Genomic DNA, 17,790 nt, shown 5'->3' with positions numbered 1-17,790 from the left:
GTCCTCATCAGTCCATGCCCGTGCCGCTGCCGGCCAGGCTGAAGTCGTATTTCACCTTGCGGCCCTTCTCTTCATAATCGATGGCCAGCTGGCGGGTAATGTGCAGCGCCACCTTCTGGCCCGGTGGTACGTAAATGGCGTCGAAGGTCTGGCCGTAGCGGGCTTTTACCCAGTCCACGGTTTCACGCATCCCCCCGGCAAATGCCTTACCCAGCACCGCCTGGCCTGCGTCCCCGGTCAGGCTGGAGGTCACGCCGCCGTAGCCGTTGGTCTGGTTGGTGTTCTGATTCGCGGCCAGCGCGTCGCCGGCTGACGTGGCAGCGGCCAGGCCGGCAATAGTGGGCAGATACGTGGAGGCATTGCTTTTGCGCGTGCCGGAGATACACGGAATACCGTTATCGTCAGACAGCCAGCCGATACCGGCATTATTACTGCCGCTGTTACTGCTGCCCTGTGCACCCTGACTCCCCCCGCCGTTCTGCCCGTTGGGCGACGGCAGGGTGCGTACCGTCCCGTCGGTAAAGACAAAGGTGATACTGGTGATGGAGCCGCGTACGCAGGAGAGCGTCCAGTCGCCGGTGGCGGTGCCGGACACCACAGCGCCCTGCACGTCAGGCAGCTCAATGCCGTTGGCAGTGAGGTTGTCCTTACCGATAAGGACTTTAAACGGATAAGGGTCAGTGACCTTGCCGTCGATCGGAATACGTCCCAGCAGCGCGGTCATCGCCCGGCTGCCAACCAGCGTCGCGTTCTCCGGCAGGGTGTAAACCGGATCGGTATTCTTCTCCGCCTCATTCATGGCGTTCTGCGCGGCCGTTGTGGTTTTAGCCGCCGCCTGCTGTGTGGCATCGGCGGCCTTATCGAACGACGTGGCGAAGGCAAAGCCGGTGGCGTTGTTTTTGTTAGTGTCCGTCACCGGCTTTCCGCCGGAATCGGTGGCCACGCCGTCCTTTGGCTCCACCCATTGCAGGCCGTCCGAAGCCATTGCGGACGACGCGCCGTTCTGGCCACCGTCATACCCCAGCCCCACCGGGATATCACCGCCCGGCCCGCCGTTTTTCGTGGATGACGTGGTGTCGCCGCCGGCGTTTTTTTGCTGCATCTGGTTCATCAGTCGATTCACCTGAGAGCCAAGCTCCGCGACCTGACTGCTGAGTTGTGAGCGTTTCTGCGCTTCTTCATTACGTGCGGTGCTGACCGCCTGACTTATCTGTGTGTCGACGTTGCCGTTGGTGGTTTTCAGCGCTCTGTTCTCATCGCTGAGCTTTTTATTGTCACCTTCAAGGGAGTTAAGGCGCTCCTGCACGCGGCGAAAGTTACCGACAATGGTGCGCAGGGTATCCTGCGGCGTGTCGCCCTCAACGCCCAGCGTGCGCAGGTCTTCCGGCGTCAGGTCTTTCAGCGTGCCGCCGGAGGCTTTCTGCGTCTGGCTGCTCTGGTTTTCCTTACCCGAACAGGACTTAACGGCCACCACCACGGTCCCGGCCAGCAGCACCGGCACCGCGACTTTTACAAACAGGTTGGAGGAAGGCTTCATTATTTCTTCTCCTGTCGGGCGTGTTTACCGGTCGGTCTTTCCACCGACGGTTCGGCAATAAATGCGCTCTCCGGTCGCCCGGAGGTGACCAGATAAAGTACAGAGGTGTCCTCCGGCGTACCGGCTCGCCCCAGCCAGCGGTGCTGAAAGGTGGCGGTGGTGAACTGACCTTCAATAACACGCGGGTCAAGAACGACCTTCTCAGCAGAGCGATTACGTACCTGTAAGGCCACCACGCTGCTACCCTGAAGGCTCCACGCCGCCACTGGCGTCAGCGTCACCGGCTCGGATGGCATAACTGTGGTGAGGTCAGACGGGAGCTTCAGCGACACCGGGCTGATACCGGGCACCGCTTCGACGGTGCGCAGCGGCCCGTAAAGACTCTGCGCCGCATAGCGGGTCAGCACCACCGGCAACGGCGCGTTAAGCTTTGGCGGTTTGCGGCTGGCGGGCGTGCTGTCACTCTGCGCCGACTGACGGCCGGCGCTGTCGCCATCACCGCTCACCGTCTGCCTGTCACTGGCGGAGGCGGTGGCCACCTCACCGTCATAGACGATCTTCACCGGCTCCGGGGTGGTTTTCCCCGTCGCTGCCGAGACGTCCAGAAGAATGATTTCGCCGTTCTCCTTGTTTTGCAGCTCAATACGGGTGACCGGAAACGCCGATTTCGCATCGAGATACACCACACCGCCGGTGCTCTGAATACGCAGCAGGTCATTCAGCGAGGGCGGAAAACCGACGCGCACGTTCTTATTCACGAAGACGATGCGTTCCTGCCCGACGACAAGCGGGATCTGCAACGGAATACGCTCCCACTTCATCAGCTCAACGGCCTGAGCCGCAACGGATGCCAGCAGCAGGGCTGGCGCTATCAGTATGCTGATCCTCACGGTTTTGCTCCTGACGTTTTCTCCGGCTCCGGCAGGGAGGCTGCTTCCAGCCGCTGCGGCGTGCTGTCATAACAGTCCAGCGCCAGTCCGAACGGGTTACGTTCCGGATCGCCCTCCCAGCGCACCACCTTCAGCGGGTAGCGAACCATCGCCCGCTTCACCAGTTCGCTGTGGACGTACTCATCGGCCACCAGGTCCAGCCGGACCACCCAGTTGTCGTTATCAATGACTCTGACGCTGTTCGCGCCGTAGCCCCGGCGGGGTATCTCATAGACCACCCGCACGCGATCGCGGAGTTCCCCGGTGTTTTTACGCATCTCCGCATCTTTATTGAGAAAATCCAAGCAGGCGGGCGTCAGGTACGGGTTCATCTGGGCAATTTTGGCCGTGTAATCCACATCGCCGTTGTGCGGCCACGCATTCAGCTGCTGGAAAATATAAAACCCAAAGCTGTAAACGGTGGACGGCGGGATAACCCACCACGCACGGGTGCTGCCGGAACGCAAATCAGGCGGGTTGTGAATGGTCAGCGTCGAGGGTGCACGCATCCAGCCCAGCGAGGTGATAAGCAGCCCCAGAAACAGCAGCAGGCAGGCAATGCGCAGTGAAAAGATATGATTATCGCGGGCGGTCATGCCATTGCGAAAGCGGCTCATGCGTCACCTCCCCGCGTCACCGGCCGGGTTCGTTTCATTTCCCAGGCGCGGCTGTGCATAATCAGTGCGCGGGACAGCCCGGCTCGGCAGCGCAACGCCTCAAGCCGCTGCCAGATGTAATTTTCCGGCTTGCCGCGCTTGTAGCTGGCTATCCAGCCACCTCCCAGAAAAATAACCACAAGCGGCATCAGCAGCATGCAGGTGGGAAAGGCCAGCCAGCCGAGAAACGGCACCAGCGCCAGCGGCACCGCCAGCGGAATACCGGCAACTATTCCGACGACAGCCGCCAGCAAAAATTCCCCGGCGGTAAACCCTTTAAAGACCACCGGCGGGTTATTCAGTCGGTCAGGAAGAAAATCAATGACGGCCATCGGCGCTCCTTAAATGATGTCCGCAGCCTTGGTGGCCAGATAAATCACCACCAGAATGAGGCCAATACCGACCACCAGATAAAGAATAAAATCCGTCCAGGCCGCCTTCCCTTTGCGGATATCGTGGAACGCGGTAATAACGGCATGGGCCACGGACAGAAAAGCGCCCGCGCTGACAATCAGTCCCAATGCCAGGCCGCCCATTTTGATGTAGCCCATAAATGTCGAGTAGGTCCCACCTCCGCCACCAGTGGTGGGCTGTTCAACGGCCGGCAAATCGGCCAGCGCTTTTCCGGCGAACAGCAATCCGGTCAGCAGCAGGCGTTTTGGGTACTGGCAGACGGCGTGCCGGAGCCAGATAAAAAAGGGTTTCATCGCGGTATCCTTATCAGTGGAAAAAGAGAAAGAGGGTCAGAAGCCAGAGCACAATGAGACGGATAAGCAGCTCGTTGAACTGCCGGAACGTGACGGCTTTGGTGGGCAGGCCGCGATAGGCGTGCACCAGCGCCCAGGCACTGAACAGCAGCATGACTACGGCCAGGGTGCCCAGGATCAGGATATTGAGCTGCGCGGGGGTCAGACCGCTGCCGGTGCCCGCACTCCATCCGGAGACCTGAGAATCATTCATCGCCATGCCGGTTCCTCGGTGCGGTAACGCCCGGAGACGGACGAAGGTGCAGCCGGCTGCGCCCGCGAGGGTTCCAGATAAGTGGCGATACCCTGCCTCATGGCGGCGATGTCATGCGTGGCCTGCTGATAGTCGAAATAAAAGCGGGCATCCTGATTCTGGTTCGCCACCACGCGGGCGCGATCGAGTCCCGCCTGGACCTGATCGAGCTGACGCATCACCAGTGCCAGCTCGTCTTTCTCTGACGCCTGACACTGCAAGGCGGGCAGCGCGGCCATCAGCAGGATAATAAGGGGTTTAACATGACGCATTCTGCGGCTCTCCCGGATAACTGGTGGTCGGCAGAGTGACGCATAGCGGCAGAGGTTACAGCAGGAAATTGTTTATGGGGGAATGAAGATAAACGGGTATTATGGGTAAATCAGGCGCGGTTGGCATATACAGCCAAAATTAAACGGTTATTCAGTTTAGTGTCAGAAGTGTACGCCCGAATTCTTGGGACGCATTAGACTAATAATGTCATGTAATGCTCCAAGAAAATGTCTCCACTAACCTGCTACTATTCAATGGATAGCCTAAATCTAATTCTTATTTTCAATTACCGGGCTATTACATATCGATAATAATTTCAAATAACACCATCAACAGCGAAGGAACTATAGAATGAAGATGAATGAGATAATCCCCTTTTGCAAAGATATACGTGCAGTGATGGAAAATATGAAGAAAAGTGACCACTGTTCGGACAGCTCTTTAAGTATGTCCACTTTCCCAGAGGGCTGTTGTGAAGACACCTCTCAAATCCTTGCCTATCTGCTGCACCAATATTTTGGGATAGTCCCAGAGGTTATTACTGGAAAATATTATAAATCACTAAATGAAGGCACACCCTGCGGTCTTTCTAACGGAAACAGCCATGCCTGGATTGTGGTAAATGATCATATTATTGATTTGACGGCAGATCAGTTTAACGACAGGGGTTACAATCATCCCTCAATAATGATTACGACCGATTCAACTTTTCATGACCTGTTTTCTGATAGACGTGAGGCTTTGCAACCACTCCCCTGCAAGGATGGCGTTCTCACTATGGAACTTAGTTTTACTGCATCCAAGATAGAGAAAGCACTACTTGAAAAAGGCTGGATATATAGGGACAAATCCAGCCCACAACTTTAACTTGCTTAGTTTCAACATTCATGAAGAATCACATAGGAGAATGTAACGTATCCTTTAACATACTCATCCTCCCTAACTTCAGGTTGTATTTTTTCAATTGTTATTACACAAAGAATGCCTGCTGAGTTCATGAGGGCTGCTTTCTGACCTGCTTCAAGTTCGACATAACGAGATGTTCCCATCAAAGGTTTGTAATCTGATGGATCTAAACACAGTTTTGGTAGCAGCCAAACAGCTTCGAGCTCGTAATCCTTATAAATCCTAATTAAATCAATGTTTGCTGCCTCGAACATTATATCGAAGTGGCAATCGCCGTAACCCACAGTATAGTAAAGATTATCATTGTAACAAAAGGTCACATTACCTTTTAGAGCAGGAGTAATGTAATTCGCAGGGTCACGCAAATTACTTATATGTTCTAGCCGTGCAGCACGCTCACGAAGCGTTGATTGATCCAAAGCATGCATTTTGTCAGCTGGTAAGCCCTCAATCCAACGCCAGATAGCTTCAATCTGAGCAGTTCCTGGAAAATCTCCTTTCTCAACACAGTAATTGAAGTCAAAGCCTTTTGGATTGTGCTTAACCAGCCAATCTGGTAGCTTGTGTTCAGAATTTTTAACAAAGATAACCGATAACCATGTTTCAGCTTTGTGCTCTAAAGCTTCACTAATCCATTTGTTCTCTATTGCCACACCTGAAGCTGGGTTGTTATTTGCGCGTTCTACATAGTTTTCGTCAACAATTAAAATTACGTGTTCAGCTTCAATAACTTCTCTCATAAATCCAGTCAAGCTGGACCCATATTTAACAGCTTCATCAATTTTGACAACATAACCTGCCAGATGTAGATGGCTGGCAAATAAACGAACCCATGCCCGATGAGCATCACATGTCCACGCGTAGGAGATAAATAAATCGGTTTTCACTCTTCCATTTCCTATTCAATCAATGCAGTTAAATTAAACTTCAAAGTACTATGAAATCTCCATGTCAGTAAAAAAATTTTTGTAGAATAGCAATTTGATGGTCCAAGCACTAATTAATTAGAATTTAAATTTAGTTATTTGCTCTAAACAAAGATATTTACAGCCCAACGCACTCACAAATACTTCTTAAACGCCCCCGTCACCACAGCCAGCACCCCACCGACCAGCATCGCCGACGGCAGCAAAAAGAGATTCGGCCAGACGGCGGTGGGCCAGGCGAGGTACAGCATGCAGGGGCCATAAAGCGCCGGTTTGATAAAGCGTTTGGCATGGTGATAAACAAAGCTGGACTCATACCCTGCCCCGTAGCGCCGCAGGTCGCGCCGCACCAACCCGTCAACAATGCCCGTGAGGATCACCAGCCCGAACAGCGGCAGGCTCAGGAACAGAATCATCACCCGGATAAAGAAAATCAGCGCCACCCACACCGTCGCCTGTAAATAGACGCCCAGCCAGCTGACCAGCGAAGCCCCCAGGCCGTTCAGCGCGGGGACCAGCCCGGAGCCCTTCTCACTCAGCGCTTTAAATGACTGCATCCACTGGCTGAAGCCGCTGTCCACAAACAGCCACTGCCAGGCCAGATGCACCCAGCGACTGGTGGTCTGCACCGGCGAGGACATCAACAGGCTGCGGGTGTAGCCCTCTGACAGCCAGTGGCTCTCCGCCAGCATCACCTGATAACTGTGCGACGCGCCCGCCTCCGGCCACAGCAGCGCAATGCAGGCATATTCAATCAGCAGGCTGACCAGCAGTGAGCCCAGCAGGACGCCGATAAGGCTGACCGGCAAGTCCCACAGCAGCGTACCAAAAAAGCCCGACTGACGGGGCTGTGAAGGCGCAATGCGCTGCCTGTCGTTACTCCCCTCATTCTGCGACATTCATCCCTCCGGCATGGCCCATCTCACCGCCTGTCCACCACGTTTCCCCGCTGTGGTAGTTCTTCTCCATATCATCAGCCAGTTGCTTCAGACTGGCAGGCATATGGGGGTCATCATGACCTGCCGGCAGCGGCATGCGGATTTTCCACAGACGCCCGCCTTCAAGCAGCGCGAATGCCTGCCCTTTGGGCAGATTAATGATGTCAGCGGGGCTTATCATCGGCACTTTAATCAGGCTGACCTGATCGTTGACGTTACTGTTAAAGTCGGTGCCCTCGCCCGGCCTGGAGACGTCTGTCACGCCGGATGTCAGGGTTTTCTGGTACACGTCCACGTCCGGCAGCTGATCGGTCAGCAGCATCGCGGTGTTTTTCTCCCTGACGCGCAGCATCACCAGCGTGTTGAAGTTCCCCACCACCTGATTGGCCTTCGCCGTGCTGCCGATACGGGCTTCAATATCGGACAGCGTCTGGGTGTAGGCCGTTACCTGGAACCCGGCACCGCCTCCCTTGTTGATAAGGGGGATAAATTCATCGCCCATCAGCTCGTTGAACTCATCGCAGTGCAGATTGATCGCCACCTTCGCGCCGTGCCCGTCGTCACCGTCACCCAGCCCGAATTTGTAAATGTGGCCACCTTCGGAAACCAGATCGGCAAACATGCTGTTACCCACCGCTGCGGCCACGACAGCATCAGATAAGGCATCAAGGCCGACGTAGACTACGCCCCGTGATTTGATGATATTGTGCCAGTCCAGTATCGGCCTCGGATCGTCCATATCGGTATAATCGGGGGCCAGCAGCGCCGCCGTTTTGCCGGTGGTCAGCTTCTCCAGCAGCGGCAGAAGGGACGCCACAATTTTATCGAAATAGGTGCGGTCATACTGCACGGCGCTGCGCAGACCATCCAGTACCGGGTCCCACAGTTTTTTTCCCTCCGGGCTGCCCAGCACCTGCTCGGAGACCCAGATTTTCAGCCCGTTCGGCCTGCCCTGCAAATGACGAGGTAAATCCTTTTCACTCAGTCCACTCTGCATCAGCGCCTCAACCGTGGCCATCAGCTGGGGCGCTTTCTCACTCAGCAGATTTTCCACATAGGTTTCATATAACTCGCCGATATTGGTGACATAGCGGAGGATCAGCCCGTAGTCCGGCCGTTGCCCGAGGGCGACCAGCGCACGCGTGATGATGTTGACAAAACGCCAGGCAAACTCACGGAACGCGGCGGAATTGCCCTCACCGGAAAGCTGCCCCGCAACGCGGGAGGCGACCTCAGAAATACGGCTGAAGCGCCCGACGGCATTGTATCTGGCGCTGATATCCGGCCAGCCGAGATGAAACACCCAGAAGTTATCCTGCCGACCCGCGCGATGCGACTCGGCGTACATCCGCCGCAGCAGGTCCGCATCGCCTTTTGGATCGAAAACAATCACCACCTCATGCTCACCGGCAGCATTTATTCTGCGGATATCCTGTGTGATGAGCAGCTCAGCCAGGCGGGTCTTTCCGACGCGGGTGGTACCGACAACCAGCATATGCCCAACACGCTCAATCAGGTCAAAACTCACCAGGGTTTCAATCGGCTCCACGCCGTGATAAATGGGGCTGCCCCCAACAGGTGGCAGGGGACGGAACGGGTTAAGGGCCGAGTCTTTGTGGGTCAGGCGGCACAGCCAGGGCAGGCTGTACTCCATCTTTTTTTCCATCTCACGCGCCATGCGGTAAAGCACGGACGGCTGAACGTAAATTTCACTCTCCGGCCGACGCGCCTCCATCAGCCGCTGGGTATGACGTGGTGACCACTGAAAGCCCTTTCCCAGAAAGAGGTGACGACGGCTGACCGTTATCTGTTCGCTGGTCAGTTCGTAACGCGGCAGACGACGGATATTACGGCGGTAGCGGATGATTTTCATTCCCTGTGCGGTACGCCTCAGCGCCAGCACGCCGAATCCTGCGGCCGTCACCCAGCTGACTGAGGGAGCGAGCGCAACCGCCCACGGGGCGGTCAGGCAAATAACGGTGGCGCTGCCCGCAACGGTCGCCGAGTAAAGCTCAACGGCGGGACGGAGCAGGGATTCCATCACATAGCGGTTGCTCATCGGCCCCTCCCGCTGTTGCCGTAGCGGTTCACTGGCCAGACAATCAGCCAGTGCAGAACGTTAATCATTTCGGTCATCAGCCCCATAATGCACAGCCACGGAAGCAGTAAGGACGAGAGGTGTTCGTTTCGCGCAATGCCCTCAATCAGTGCCAGGGGATCGAACGACGGCGTGATAAAAAGGGCAACCGGCAGCGAAACGAGAAAAATAACGAAGCCACAGCAAAAGATAATCAGGGGACGCAGCACAAACGCCCGGAAGAGGAAAAGCATCAGTTCCGTTAAAATTTCCATCGGCAGGCTGCTGCGCAGAAGACGAATACCGTTGTCAGATAATGTTTTAAATGCGGGCATAACGATTCCTTAGGGTGTGGTATCGGAGTTAACCGGGAGAGTGAAGGTCTGATGCATTTACTGAACGACCTGCCCGTTCAGCGTGGGTCTGCCAGTGGGGATTGCCCGCCAGCAGCAGGAGCAGCCGCTGTCCGCTTATCAGGCTTATTGCGGGATAACGACGTAATGCGTCCCGGCTGACGCCGCCTGTGCGCCCGGAATGAACAAAAAGCCCCCGGCAGCCTTCGCGTGCGGTCAGCTGGCCGAAATCAGCAACGTGGGCCGCGCTGATGCCAGCGCCATAACGCTTCGCCTGAATAAGCCAGCGCTGACCATCAATCCACACCTGGCCGTCTGCCCCGCCGTCCCCGCTGTAGCTGGAATTGCGCCGGATGCGATATCCCTGACGAGACAGCGCCGTCAGCAGCATTTCTTCAAAGACATAAGGATTCATTTTGCGCAGCCAGGCAAAGCGGGCGACATCGTCCCGCAGCTGAGGCAGACGGGACAGCGCCCTGACGGCCTGTTTCTGATAGCGCCTGTGCCGACGCTGGCTCACCGACTGACGTCCGCATGCCAGCGCGACCGCCAGCAGCATCAGGACCCCGGTCAGCAAATAAAACGGGTGCGCACGCAGCATCTCCACAATCATTGCCGGCAACATCATTGTGAAATGCCCGTGGCCGTGATTAACGCCGGGTAGTGGGTGAGGTTCAGTCGGTGTGACAAATCGCTGCCCCTTACCGGCACCATCTCCACGCCCGGAACCAGCTGGCGCAGCGTGGTCAGTGCCGGCTCATCATGGACGTTGATTACCATACCCGTTGCATTCTGCTGCCGGAGTTCCGCCACATGCTGCGCCAGCCAGCTGTGTGAAAGCGGATCATCCCCCACCACAAATACGGGCGGCATGCCCGGCAGATTAAGTGGACGTGACGCAAGCTGACCGGGGGTCATTTCCGGCGTGCTGACGGGCAGCATGTCCGATATCGACAGCGACGCAGGCGGTTGCAGGTTTTCCGGAACTTCATCCTGCTTCCCGGCGTCGGCGTTCACCGCATCAAACAGCGGCGCGGTGGGCTGACCGCCCAGGTCACCCACGATGGTCAGCGATGCCTCTGCAAACGTCGTGGAGATAAGCAGGCCCGCAAATCCCAATAACAAAAAGCCGATCAACAGTTTTGAAAAAATCAGTCCCGTTAAAAAAGGGTTCAGTATGCGTGTCATTTGGGTTCAATCCAGGTCAGTGAAGAACGGGCCAGCGCCAGCGGCTGGCCGTTAAATTCGCCCTGCGAAGGTTGTGCTAACTGATTCAGTTTGCGGCTCACGATGGCCATGTAGACTGACGCGGCCCTGCCGCCTGCGGGATGGTGGTAACACCCGGCGGCACGTATCCAGCTGCCGGGACGTGCGTCGTAGCAGGCCCGGAGAATGCGGGCAGCAGCGTGCAGATTAAGTAACGGATCGAAGGCATCACGAAATGAGGGAAAAAAATGGCCGTTCCAGCCCAGATTGACCTGGGCAATGCCCACGTCGATATGCTTCAGCGGCCAGCGCTGCATAAATCCCAGCAGCGCGTTGAATGCCTCGTCGCGGGTTTCATAGTGATATCCCCTGCCCGCAACGTTAATCGTCCACGGCCAGGGCCTGCTGCCCCAGGCGGTTTTACGGGTGCTTTCGGCCATCGCCAGCGAATAGAGGGATTCAGCCGGTACGCCTTCGGCAGCGGCAATCTGACGGTAAGCCTCCGGAACGCTCTGCCCGGACGTGGCCGCTGATGCGGTTTCACCGCACAGGCCCGTTATCAGACAAAGCGTCAGTGAAAACGCGCTTACCAGGCGGCCAGCTGCCATCCGCTCTCTCCCTGTTGCAGGATAACCGGCATCTGGCCCTGCCCGTAGCGTAACCACAGCCCGTTATCATGATTCAGCGTTATCTGCCGGCTGCGCACCTTCTCAACCGGAATAGTGTGGCGCACGGCCCAGGCACGAATGCCTTCATCACTCTCGTCGCCCACCAGATAAATATCGACCGGGCGGTTATCGGCCAGTACCGACGCCAGCCGCGCATCACAACGCGAGCAGTTATCCCTGACAAACAATGCCAGACGCCCCCGGTAGTCATGGGCAATACCGGCCGCGTTGGTACCCATGTTGACCGACAACATCTGCGGATAAAGGCGAAGCCAGGCCGCATTGATTTCACGCTGGAAGGCCAGCTCTTTTTCGCTGCGCTGGTATTCATGCTTCACCCACAATTCAGCCAGGCGCTTCCGTTCGGCACTGTTGTCCGTCTCCACGCCCAGCGCGGTCAGCGGATCGAGTCCCGGCGACATAATGCCTCTGGACCCCTGCATTAACGACTGGTAGCGGCTCCAGTCACTGTCGGAAAGGGACCACTGCTGCGCCTGCTGCAAGGCATTATCGGCCCCGGTAGCAGACTGCTGTGATTGCGTGACGCTGCTGTGCGTCTGCGGCGTCTGTACCGACGCGGCCGGTGCCAGCAGGGGCAGCCATAACAATGCCGTCAGCATTCTCTTTTTCATTTCGGTTTTCCTAGTTACTGAATAAAGAGCCGGTATTCACGGCCATTGACCACAAACAGCGCCGAGCGATTTCCCTCAAGGTCGCGAAGGGTCCAGCCGTCGATCCCGTCGCCCACCGAGAGCAGGCGCACTGACGCTATCTGCGATACGCCGCGCGGAATAACCACAGCAAAAGTCTGACCGCCACGATGCTCAATGCCGGTCATGACGAACGGTGCAGCCGGCGTCGCTGTGCGCCTGACTGACCGCTTAATCTTTTTTGCTGAGGGGGTCGCTTTTGCCGGGGAGGTTGCTGGCTGAGAAGGCGCGGTTTTTGCTTTTTCAGGGTCGGCTGATTTCTGACTGAGCTGATGATTAACCGCTTCAAGCGCCGTGGCAGACTGCTGAACGCTGTGCTCCAGGGAGCCGAGCCGGTTCGACAGCTGAACAATATCCTGCTGACTGCCGTTACCGGCATCGCGCAGCTGCGTGAGTTCCTGACGCAGGGCCTGAACGGTGGCCGCGTCAGACCCGAGGTCTGCCTTCATCTTCACCATCTCAGCAGAAAGGCCTTCGAGAGCCTTAAGCCGCGCTTCCATAGCGGCAACGTTTGAGGTGAGCTGGCCAATCTGTCCGTTACGAAACGCGGCATCCAGTGAATTAACCCGGATGGTCAGGTCCGAAATTTTGCCCGACATCATCACCACGGCCACAAGCGAAAAAAGGACGCTCATACCCAGCGCAACCATGCCGCCGGTGCGGGCAACCTGCCGGATATTCAGGGGAAAACGTTGACGTGATGGCACTGATGAAGCGGTTGGCGTTTCAGCGTGCGATTGCTGTTGTTCAGCCTCGTCCGTCCCTGCGGGGTCAGATGAAGCGTGATGAAGAGACATGTCAGGATTCCTTATGGCTGCTGTGCAGAACAGCCATAAGGTGCTTAATACGTCCGGTAATGGCGATAATTAACTCATCAGCCATTTTTGAAGATTTTGGCCCAATATCTCGGAGAAAATTACATGCTCATTGGATTGCCATATTTCTTCAAATATTCCTGACCAAGGCGACTTGATGCATAGTCGGTAAGATGTCCGACATCCCTGTAGAGCGGTATCGAATCGATCTGGCTTATACATTTGCCATCGGGACACTGAACTTTTCTGGGATCAATAATTTGAAGTGCAGGATATTCACTTTTCAGTTTTTCAAGCATAGTCCTGATAAACGGATCCTGACCGGTATCCACTCTTACCTGGTTGCAAGATGAGTGAGCAAAATTCTCCCTCCGGGCAGCCTGAAGATTTATGCACTGCTGGTAGTTTTCTGGTTTAGCGAAAATACTGGTGATAATGATGGGCCTGGAACCTGCTTCAGTGATGATGTCGAGTGCATTTTTTAACGCCAAAGCCATGCGTTTTCTGGATAGATCATCGTTACGCTCATCTCCTTCTTGATTGATGAGATGCGGCCCTACCGGATATTGCTCCCACAATTCTCCGAGAACGACGTAATTATAATGATGCTCACTAATCAATCTGTAATAATCTTGAACATTATCATGGCACTGACTGTAAACAGTATTGTGGAATATCCACCAGTCATATTGCCAGATACCAGGTAATGCCAGACATGAGGAGGTACTTATGGCACTGATGCGAATGTGAGCATCCTTCCCCAAAACGTCGAAGAATCCCCAAAAATGATTAGAGTTCGAGTCCCCTATCATCAAAGCAGATTTGCTACTTTGCTGCTCACCAAATTGGCATCGTTCAGGTGACTGGACGTCATTCAGACAGGACTCCCGATTAACATACATCGACTCATATTTTTTGAGCACATCCTGTTGATGAGAATAATTGTAACCCAGTCGCTGAGGTATTCCCTGCCACCGCTCAGTAAGTGCATATATCGACGAATAAAACATCGCAGGTATGGCGACCAGTAACAAAATGGTCCACTTCAATCTAAGCCGCACACGTCTGAGAGGCTGCTCAATAAAGAAAAAGCATACTACCGAGATTATAAAGATGCCTGTCAGCGCTAGAAACAGATTGAGACCTGTCAGGTTAATTCCGAGATATCTGCAAAAAGCAAAAACCGGCCAGTGCCACAAATAAAGCGAATATGAAAGTTTTCCAACAAAAGGTAACGGAGAAATGGAAAGAAATCGGGTCGCACTTCTACGAGGTTCAGCTCCAGAGAAGAGTACAGCAGCAGTTAAAATAACGACAGCCAATGTCCAGCCATCTGGGTATCCCCTTATAATCCCTTCCCTTGAAGCAATCCAGGTCAATGAGAGTATCGAAACACAACTCGTTATTGACAGAAGAGGGGTTGTAAGACGACAGGTGTATCGTGAGAAGAGAAAAGCCGTTCCTCCGGCAGTAAACTCAAAAATACGTGACATCAGGAAATAATATGCTCCACCAGGCGTTTTGGCGCTGATTAAAAGAGAAATAGAGGCAAATATAACCGTCATAATCATCCAGCACAGAAGTTGCCCGCGTGATGCATAATCTGTCCGTTGCTGACCTGAAAATCTCTTTTTCAAATGGCCAATGCTCATCAAAACTGCGGGTAAAATCAGATACCACTGCCACTCAATTGATAAAGACCACGTATGAAGCAAAGGGAAGAACTCGCTTTGCGGAGACGCATAACCTACAGACTGCTTTGCGAAGAACTGGTTTGATAGAAAAAGTGCATTGTATTTTGCACTTTTCATAAAGCTCAAATAGTCAGGAACCACATATAAAAAAGAAGCAACCAGGAGCGCTGCAAAGCTGGCAACGAGCAGTGCAGGTTGTATGCGCCATAAACGCCGGTTCAGAAACTCACCCAATCTGAAATTACCTTTCGCAGATTGGGTCAGGATAATCCCTGAAATGAGATATCCAGAAATCACGAAAAAAATATCAACACCAATAAAACCCGATGAAAACCATCCTGTGCCCGCATGAAATAGAATTACCAGAGTTACTGCCAGGCAACGCAGTCCATCAATGTCGCTGCGGTAACCATTATTTATACTTTTTGTGTTCATCAGACGTAAGGAAGTTGTATGGTTTCTGTAAACTTCCGATTGTATTTTAAAATGGACCTGATTACACCAGTAAACCCTAATTGTATGAATATAATGTAAAACTACCCGGCGAACAGCCATATGACGGATTGGGGCTGGATATGACTGTATAAGCCGTATTTCCGGGAACCTGGAAGCTGATAGCCCCCTGTTTAGCCCATTCAACATTACTGTCCGCTGCGTTTACAACACCCACGCCGCCCGCATATCCAGCAAGAGCCCATGTGTTAGAGCAGTTTCCACTGCTGATGCCTTTGTTGACCGTAGAAACCCCACCGGTGGCATAAATGGTTATGGTGTGCGCCGTGTTATTAAAACCATTGTACTGACCGGTGAATCCGCCCAGACCGGAATACTGTCCATTTGCAGGACTTCCCTGCCAAACACCATTAAGGCATGACATCACCAGGCCAGACGCATCACGACTCACCAGGCCATTGGGTGAGCACACTGCCCCAGCCGTATTGATGCCATCAAGTTGCAACACCTCCCCCGTGGATAAGCGCCCGTCTGCACGCAGGCTTCCCCCTTTAATCTGACCGGCGGTGTAAATGCTCTTGTTATTGACGGTTCTGACCCAGTCATTGTCCGACATGTAGAAACCACCGCCATACGTTTCGTTGAGCCAGCCCTTGCCGTCACGGGTAACAAACCAGCCGTTGTTTGAACGTATGTCATTGTTAGCCGTCATCGCGTTGCCCGCCGTCACGTCGGTTCCGGCGGTGACGTTCTGTCCGCTCACGGTGGCATTTGCCGACATATTGCCGCCGGCGGTTACGCTGCCGCTGAATGTGCCGGTCACCGCATTCACCGTGCCGGTGTTATTCAGGTTATTGCCGCCCATGTCGATGCTGGTATGCATGGTATTCAGATCTGGCTTGCCGGTGACTGAAAAACGGTACAGTCTGTCGCTTTCACCGCGTGCAACGCCCAGTTCATCGGCTGTCAGTAATGCCGCAATATGCCCCTGCGTGGTGCTGACGCCAAAGCCGGATAATGGCACGCTCCAGCCGCCTGCCGCGCCGGTCGCCACGCCCGCTGTCCAGATATAGCCCCCCATGCCGCTGGTGATATCCATCGATATCTGACGCAGGGCCAGAAACGGCAGCGCGGTGCCACCCTGCGTGTACACCATCCCCTGCAACTGATCGGTATTGGTACTGTTACGTATCAGGACCGCCTGATAGCCCTGCCCGTCCGTGGTGGTTTCACTGAAACCCTGCTCCAGAAAGCCGGTATTCTTCAGCATCGCCGGCGTCACCGAGACCGGTGCCCCTGCCAGCAGGGTATCGTAATAGCGTCCGGTGTAGCTTTTTACCGCCTGGGTAAAACGTGAGGTCTGGGCCGCCGTAGCCATCCAGGCCCGCCGGGTCAGCCAGTCGCCGACCTGCGAATAGCCCCATACGCTGACCAGCAACAGAATAATCAGCGCAGCGCCCGTGCTGAGTATCGCCCAGCCCCGATCGGTATGTGGTTGCTTAAGCACAGAGGTCACCATGTAAAGAGGGGATGATAAAGTCTGATAAGGGTCATAACGATTGCCCCGGCACTCAGCCAGGGACCCATTGGCCCGCCCTCGCGAAGGCGGGCCACGGAGATTTGCCAGAGGACAAACAGCACCACGCCTGTGAGCAGGGCATAAAGCCCCGCCACGCCACCCAGCCAGGCCCCGATACCGCCCGCCAGCCAGACGTCACCCAGCCCCAGGCATTCACGCCCGTTCTGTCGGGTGCTGAGGTAGCGCCAGCAGCCAAAAATCAACAGCGCAGCGTATGCAGAAAGCAGATGTGAGGTAAAATCGGTTGAGACAAGCGCGGCGGCAAACCCTGCGATCAGGCACCTGACGGTCAGCTCGCGTGGCAGCAGCCCGGTCAGCATATCGGTGAGCGACAGCCGGAACAGAAAAAGGCAGAAAAAGAAGGCCAGCAACCTGTCCATCTCCGGCACCGGTGCCAGAATAATAACGGTAACGACAGCCGCATAAATCCAGCGTATCTCTGCATGCGCGGTGGGAGAGCTAAAGAAACTGATACGCTGATCCCATGTCGTGAGGCTGATGCGAACAGTGTGCATCATAAAACTGAATATCCCCAGGCACAGCGGAAAGAGGATGACCACGGCGGTCCACGGCAGACTCAGGGTCATGAACGTCATGATATCCCCCGCTCTTTAAGCAGCAGCTGACGATAAATGGCATATATCCGGTTGGCATAGGACTCGCGCGTCTCATGGCGGTCCTGGCGAAAACCGGCGTTATAAGAGCCGAGGCAGTTCCAGCTGATACCACAGACCTGAAAATGGGCCGCCAGTATCCGGGTGCCAATCTGCACGTTCAGGCAGGGGCGGGTCAGCAGATCCTGCGCGTTGCTGATAATTCCTTCGGCTGACAGCAACGGGATATGCGTCGAATTGACCTGCATCAGGCCGTAGTCGGTGCTCAGTACACGCCCGCTTTTCTTATCACGATTAATGTTGATCGCAGTCGCCCGCAGGCTGCTTTCTCCCATCGCAATTGCCTTAATCAGCAGAGGATCGATATGGTATTTCGCGCCCGCTGCGTCAAAACAGAATGCCCCCGCACGGGGGCAGATGGAAAAAACCAGCATCAGAGCGAGTAAGCGCAGCATGT

At 54.9% G+C, this 17,790-nt stretch carries 21 protein-coding genes; 1 reads left to right on the top strand and 20 read right to left on the bottom strand.

What is annotated here, in order from left to right; translation table 11 throughout:
- Window positions 1-7: 7 nt before the first annotated feature.
- The 7 genes from EB241_RS11295 to EB241_RS11265 are packed head-to-tail and all read right to left on the bottom strand — an operon-like array spanning window position 8 to window position 4,393.
- Complete coding sequence (locus EB241_RS11295) at window positions 8-1,540, bottom strand: TIGR03752 family integrating conjugative element protein (protein ID WP_124233283.1); 1,533 nt, start codon at window positions 1,538-1,540, stop codon at window positions 8-10.
- Window positions 1,537-2,427: a TIGR03749 family integrating conjugative element protein gene (locus EB241_RS11290; protein WP_124233282.1), complete on the bottom strand. Its 891-nt coding sequence runs from the start codon at window positions 2,425-2,427 to the stop codon at window positions 1,537-1,539. The genes EB241_RS11295 and EB241_RS11290 overlap by 4 nt, the downstream gene beginning before the upstream one ends.
- Window positions 2,424-3,083: a PFL_4703 family integrating conjugative element protein gene (locus tag EB241_RS11285; RefSeq protein WP_124233281.1), complete on the bottom strand. Its 660-nt coding sequence runs from the start codon at window positions 3,081-3,083 to the stop codon at window positions 2,424-2,426. The genes EB241_RS11290 and EB241_RS11285 overlap by 4 nt, the downstream gene beginning before the upstream one ends.
- On the bottom strand, window positions 3,080-3,454 hold the full coding sequence (locus EB241_RS11280; RefSeq protein WP_124233280.1) for a TIGR03750 family conjugal transfer protein: 375 nt from the start codon (window positions 3,452-3,454) through the stop codon (window positions 3,080-3,082). Before EB241_RS11280 ends, EB241_RS11285 begins: the two co-directional genes overlap by 4 nt.
- A 9-nt stretch (window positions 3,455-3,463) precedes the next feature.
- Window positions 3,464-3,829, bottom strand: coding sequence for a TIGR03745 family integrating conjugative element membrane protein (locus EB241_RS11275; RefSeq protein WP_124233279.1), 366 nt, complete (start codon window positions 3,827-3,829; stop codon window positions 3,464-3,466).
- 13 nt (window positions 3,830-3,842) lie between these two features.
- Complete coding sequence (locus EB241_RS11270) at window positions 3,843-4,088, bottom strand: TIGR03758 family integrating conjugative element protein (protein ID WP_124233278.1); 246 nt, start codon at window positions 4,086-4,088, stop codon at window positions 3,843-3,845.
- Window positions 4,079-4,393 (bottom strand): integrative conjugative element protein, RAQPRD family, encoded by a 315-nt coding sequence (locus EB241_RS11265; RefSeq protein ID WP_124233277.1) that lies wholly within the window; start codon window positions 4,391-4,393, stop codon window positions 4,079-4,081. Before EB241_RS11265 ends, EB241_RS11270 begins: the two co-directional genes overlap by 10 nt.
- Window positions 4,394-4,745: 352 nt before the next feature.
- Here EB241_RS11265 and EB241_RS11260 point away from each other — a divergent pair, with 352 nt between their 5' ends.
- On the top strand, window positions 4,746-5,261 hold the full coding sequence (locus EB241_RS11260; protein ID WP_124233276.1) for a hypothetical protein: 516 nt from the start codon (window positions 4,746-4,748) through the stop codon (window positions 5,259-5,261).
- 11 nt (window positions 5,262-5,272) lie between these two features.
- On the opposite strand, the gene EB241_RS11255 is transcribed toward EB241_RS11260, so the two are convergent.
- The 13 genes from EB241_RS11255 to EB241_RS11195 form a co-directional block, all read right to left on the bottom strand.
- A complete protein-coding gene (locus EB241_RS11255; protein WP_124233275.1) occupies window positions 5,273-6,187 on the bottom strand; it encodes a toll/interleukin-1 receptor domain-containing protein in 915 nt (304 codons plus the stop codon).
- Window positions 6,188-6,360: 173 nt separating this feature from the next.
- A complete protein-coding gene (locus tag EB241_RS11250; RefSeq protein WP_124233274.1) occupies window positions 6,361-7,125 on the bottom strand; it encodes a TIGR03747 family integrating conjugative element membrane protein in 765 nt (254 codons plus the stop codon).
- Window positions 7,112-9,223, bottom strand: a complete 2,112-nt coding sequence (traD, locus tag EB241_RS11245; RefSeq protein ID WP_124233273.1) for a type IV conjugative transfer system coupling protein TraD — start codon at window positions 9,221-9,223, stop codon at window positions 7,112-7,114. The genes EB241_RS11250 and traD overlap by 14 nt, the downstream gene beginning before the upstream one ends.
- Entirely contained in the window at window positions 9,220-9,576 is a 357-nt protein-coding gene (locus EB241_RS11240) for a hypothetical protein (protein ID WP_124233272.1), read from the bottom strand. Before EB241_RS11240 ends, traD begins: the two co-directional genes overlap by 4 nt.
- 28 nt (window positions 9,577-9,604) lie before the next feature.
- Entirely contained in the window at window positions 9,605-10,222 is a 618-nt protein-coding gene (locus EB241_RS11235) for a restriction endonuclease (protein ID WP_407644271.1), read from the bottom strand.
- Window positions 10,219-10,782 carry an integrating conjugative element protein gene (locus EB241_RS11230; protein ID WP_124233271.1) on the bottom strand — a complete coding sequence of 188 codons (564 nt, stop codon included), beginning with the start codon at window positions 10,780-10,782 and terminating at the stop codon, window positions 10,219-10,221. Before EB241_RS11230 ends, EB241_RS11235 begins: the two co-directional genes overlap by 4 nt.
- Entirely contained in the window at window positions 10,779-11,408 is a 630-nt protein-coding gene (locus EB241_RS11225) for a transglycosylase SLT domain-containing protein (RefSeq protein WP_124233270.1), read from the bottom strand. Before EB241_RS11225 ends, EB241_RS11230 begins: the two co-directional genes overlap by 4 nt.
- Complete coding sequence (locus EB241_RS11220; RefSeq protein WP_124233269.1) at window positions 11,387-12,100, bottom strand: TIGR03759 family integrating conjugative element protein; 714 nt, start codon at window positions 12,098-12,100, stop codon at window positions 11,387-11,389. The genes EB241_RS11225 and EB241_RS11220 overlap by 22 nt, the downstream gene beginning before the upstream one ends.
- Window positions 12,101-12,114: 14 nt before the next feature.
- Window positions 12,115-12,975: a plasmid transfer protein gene (locus tag EB241_RS11215; RefSeq protein ID WP_124233268.1), complete on the bottom strand. Its 861-nt coding sequence runs from the start codon at window positions 12,973-12,975 to the stop codon at window positions 12,115-12,117.
- 119 nt (window positions 12,976-13,094) lie between these two features.
- Window positions 13,095-15,122 (bottom strand): acyltransferase family protein, encoded by a 2,028-nt coding sequence (locus EB241_RS11210; protein WP_158612407.1) that lies wholly within the window; start codon window positions 15,120-15,122, stop codon window positions 13,095-13,097.
- Window positions 15,123-15,198: 76 nt separating this feature from the next.
- A complete protein-coding gene (pilV, locus tag EB241_RS11205) occupies window positions 15,199-16,647 on the bottom strand; it encodes a shufflon system plasmid conjugative transfer pilus tip adhesin PilV (protein WP_407644270.1) in 1,449 nt (482 codons plus the stop codon).
- Between the two features lie 5 nt (window positions 16,648-16,652).
- Window positions 16,653-17,315 (bottom strand): prepilin peptidase, encoded by a 663-nt coding sequence (locus EB241_RS11200; protein WP_124233265.1) that lies wholly within the window; start codon window positions 17,313-17,315, stop codon window positions 16,653-16,655.
- Window positions 17,312-17,788 carry a lytic transglycosylase domain-containing protein gene (locus EB241_RS11195; RefSeq protein ID WP_124233264.1) on the bottom strand — a complete coding sequence of 159 codons (477 nt, stop codon included), beginning with the start codon at window positions 17,786-17,788 and terminating at the stop codon, window positions 17,312-17,314. The genes EB241_RS11200 and EB241_RS11195 overlap by 4 nt, the downstream gene beginning before the upstream one ends.
- Between the last annotated feature and the right edge of the window lie 2 nt (window positions 17,789-17,790).

Source organism: Erwinia psidii (genome assembly GCF_003846135.1).
Taxonomy (GTDB): Bacteria; Pseudomonadota; Gammaproteobacteria; order Enterobacterales; family Enterobacteriaceae; genus Erwinia; species Erwinia psidii.
The sequence above is the reverse complement of the archived record's forward strand: the minus strand, read 5'-3'. Positions and strand labels throughout refer to the sequence as shown.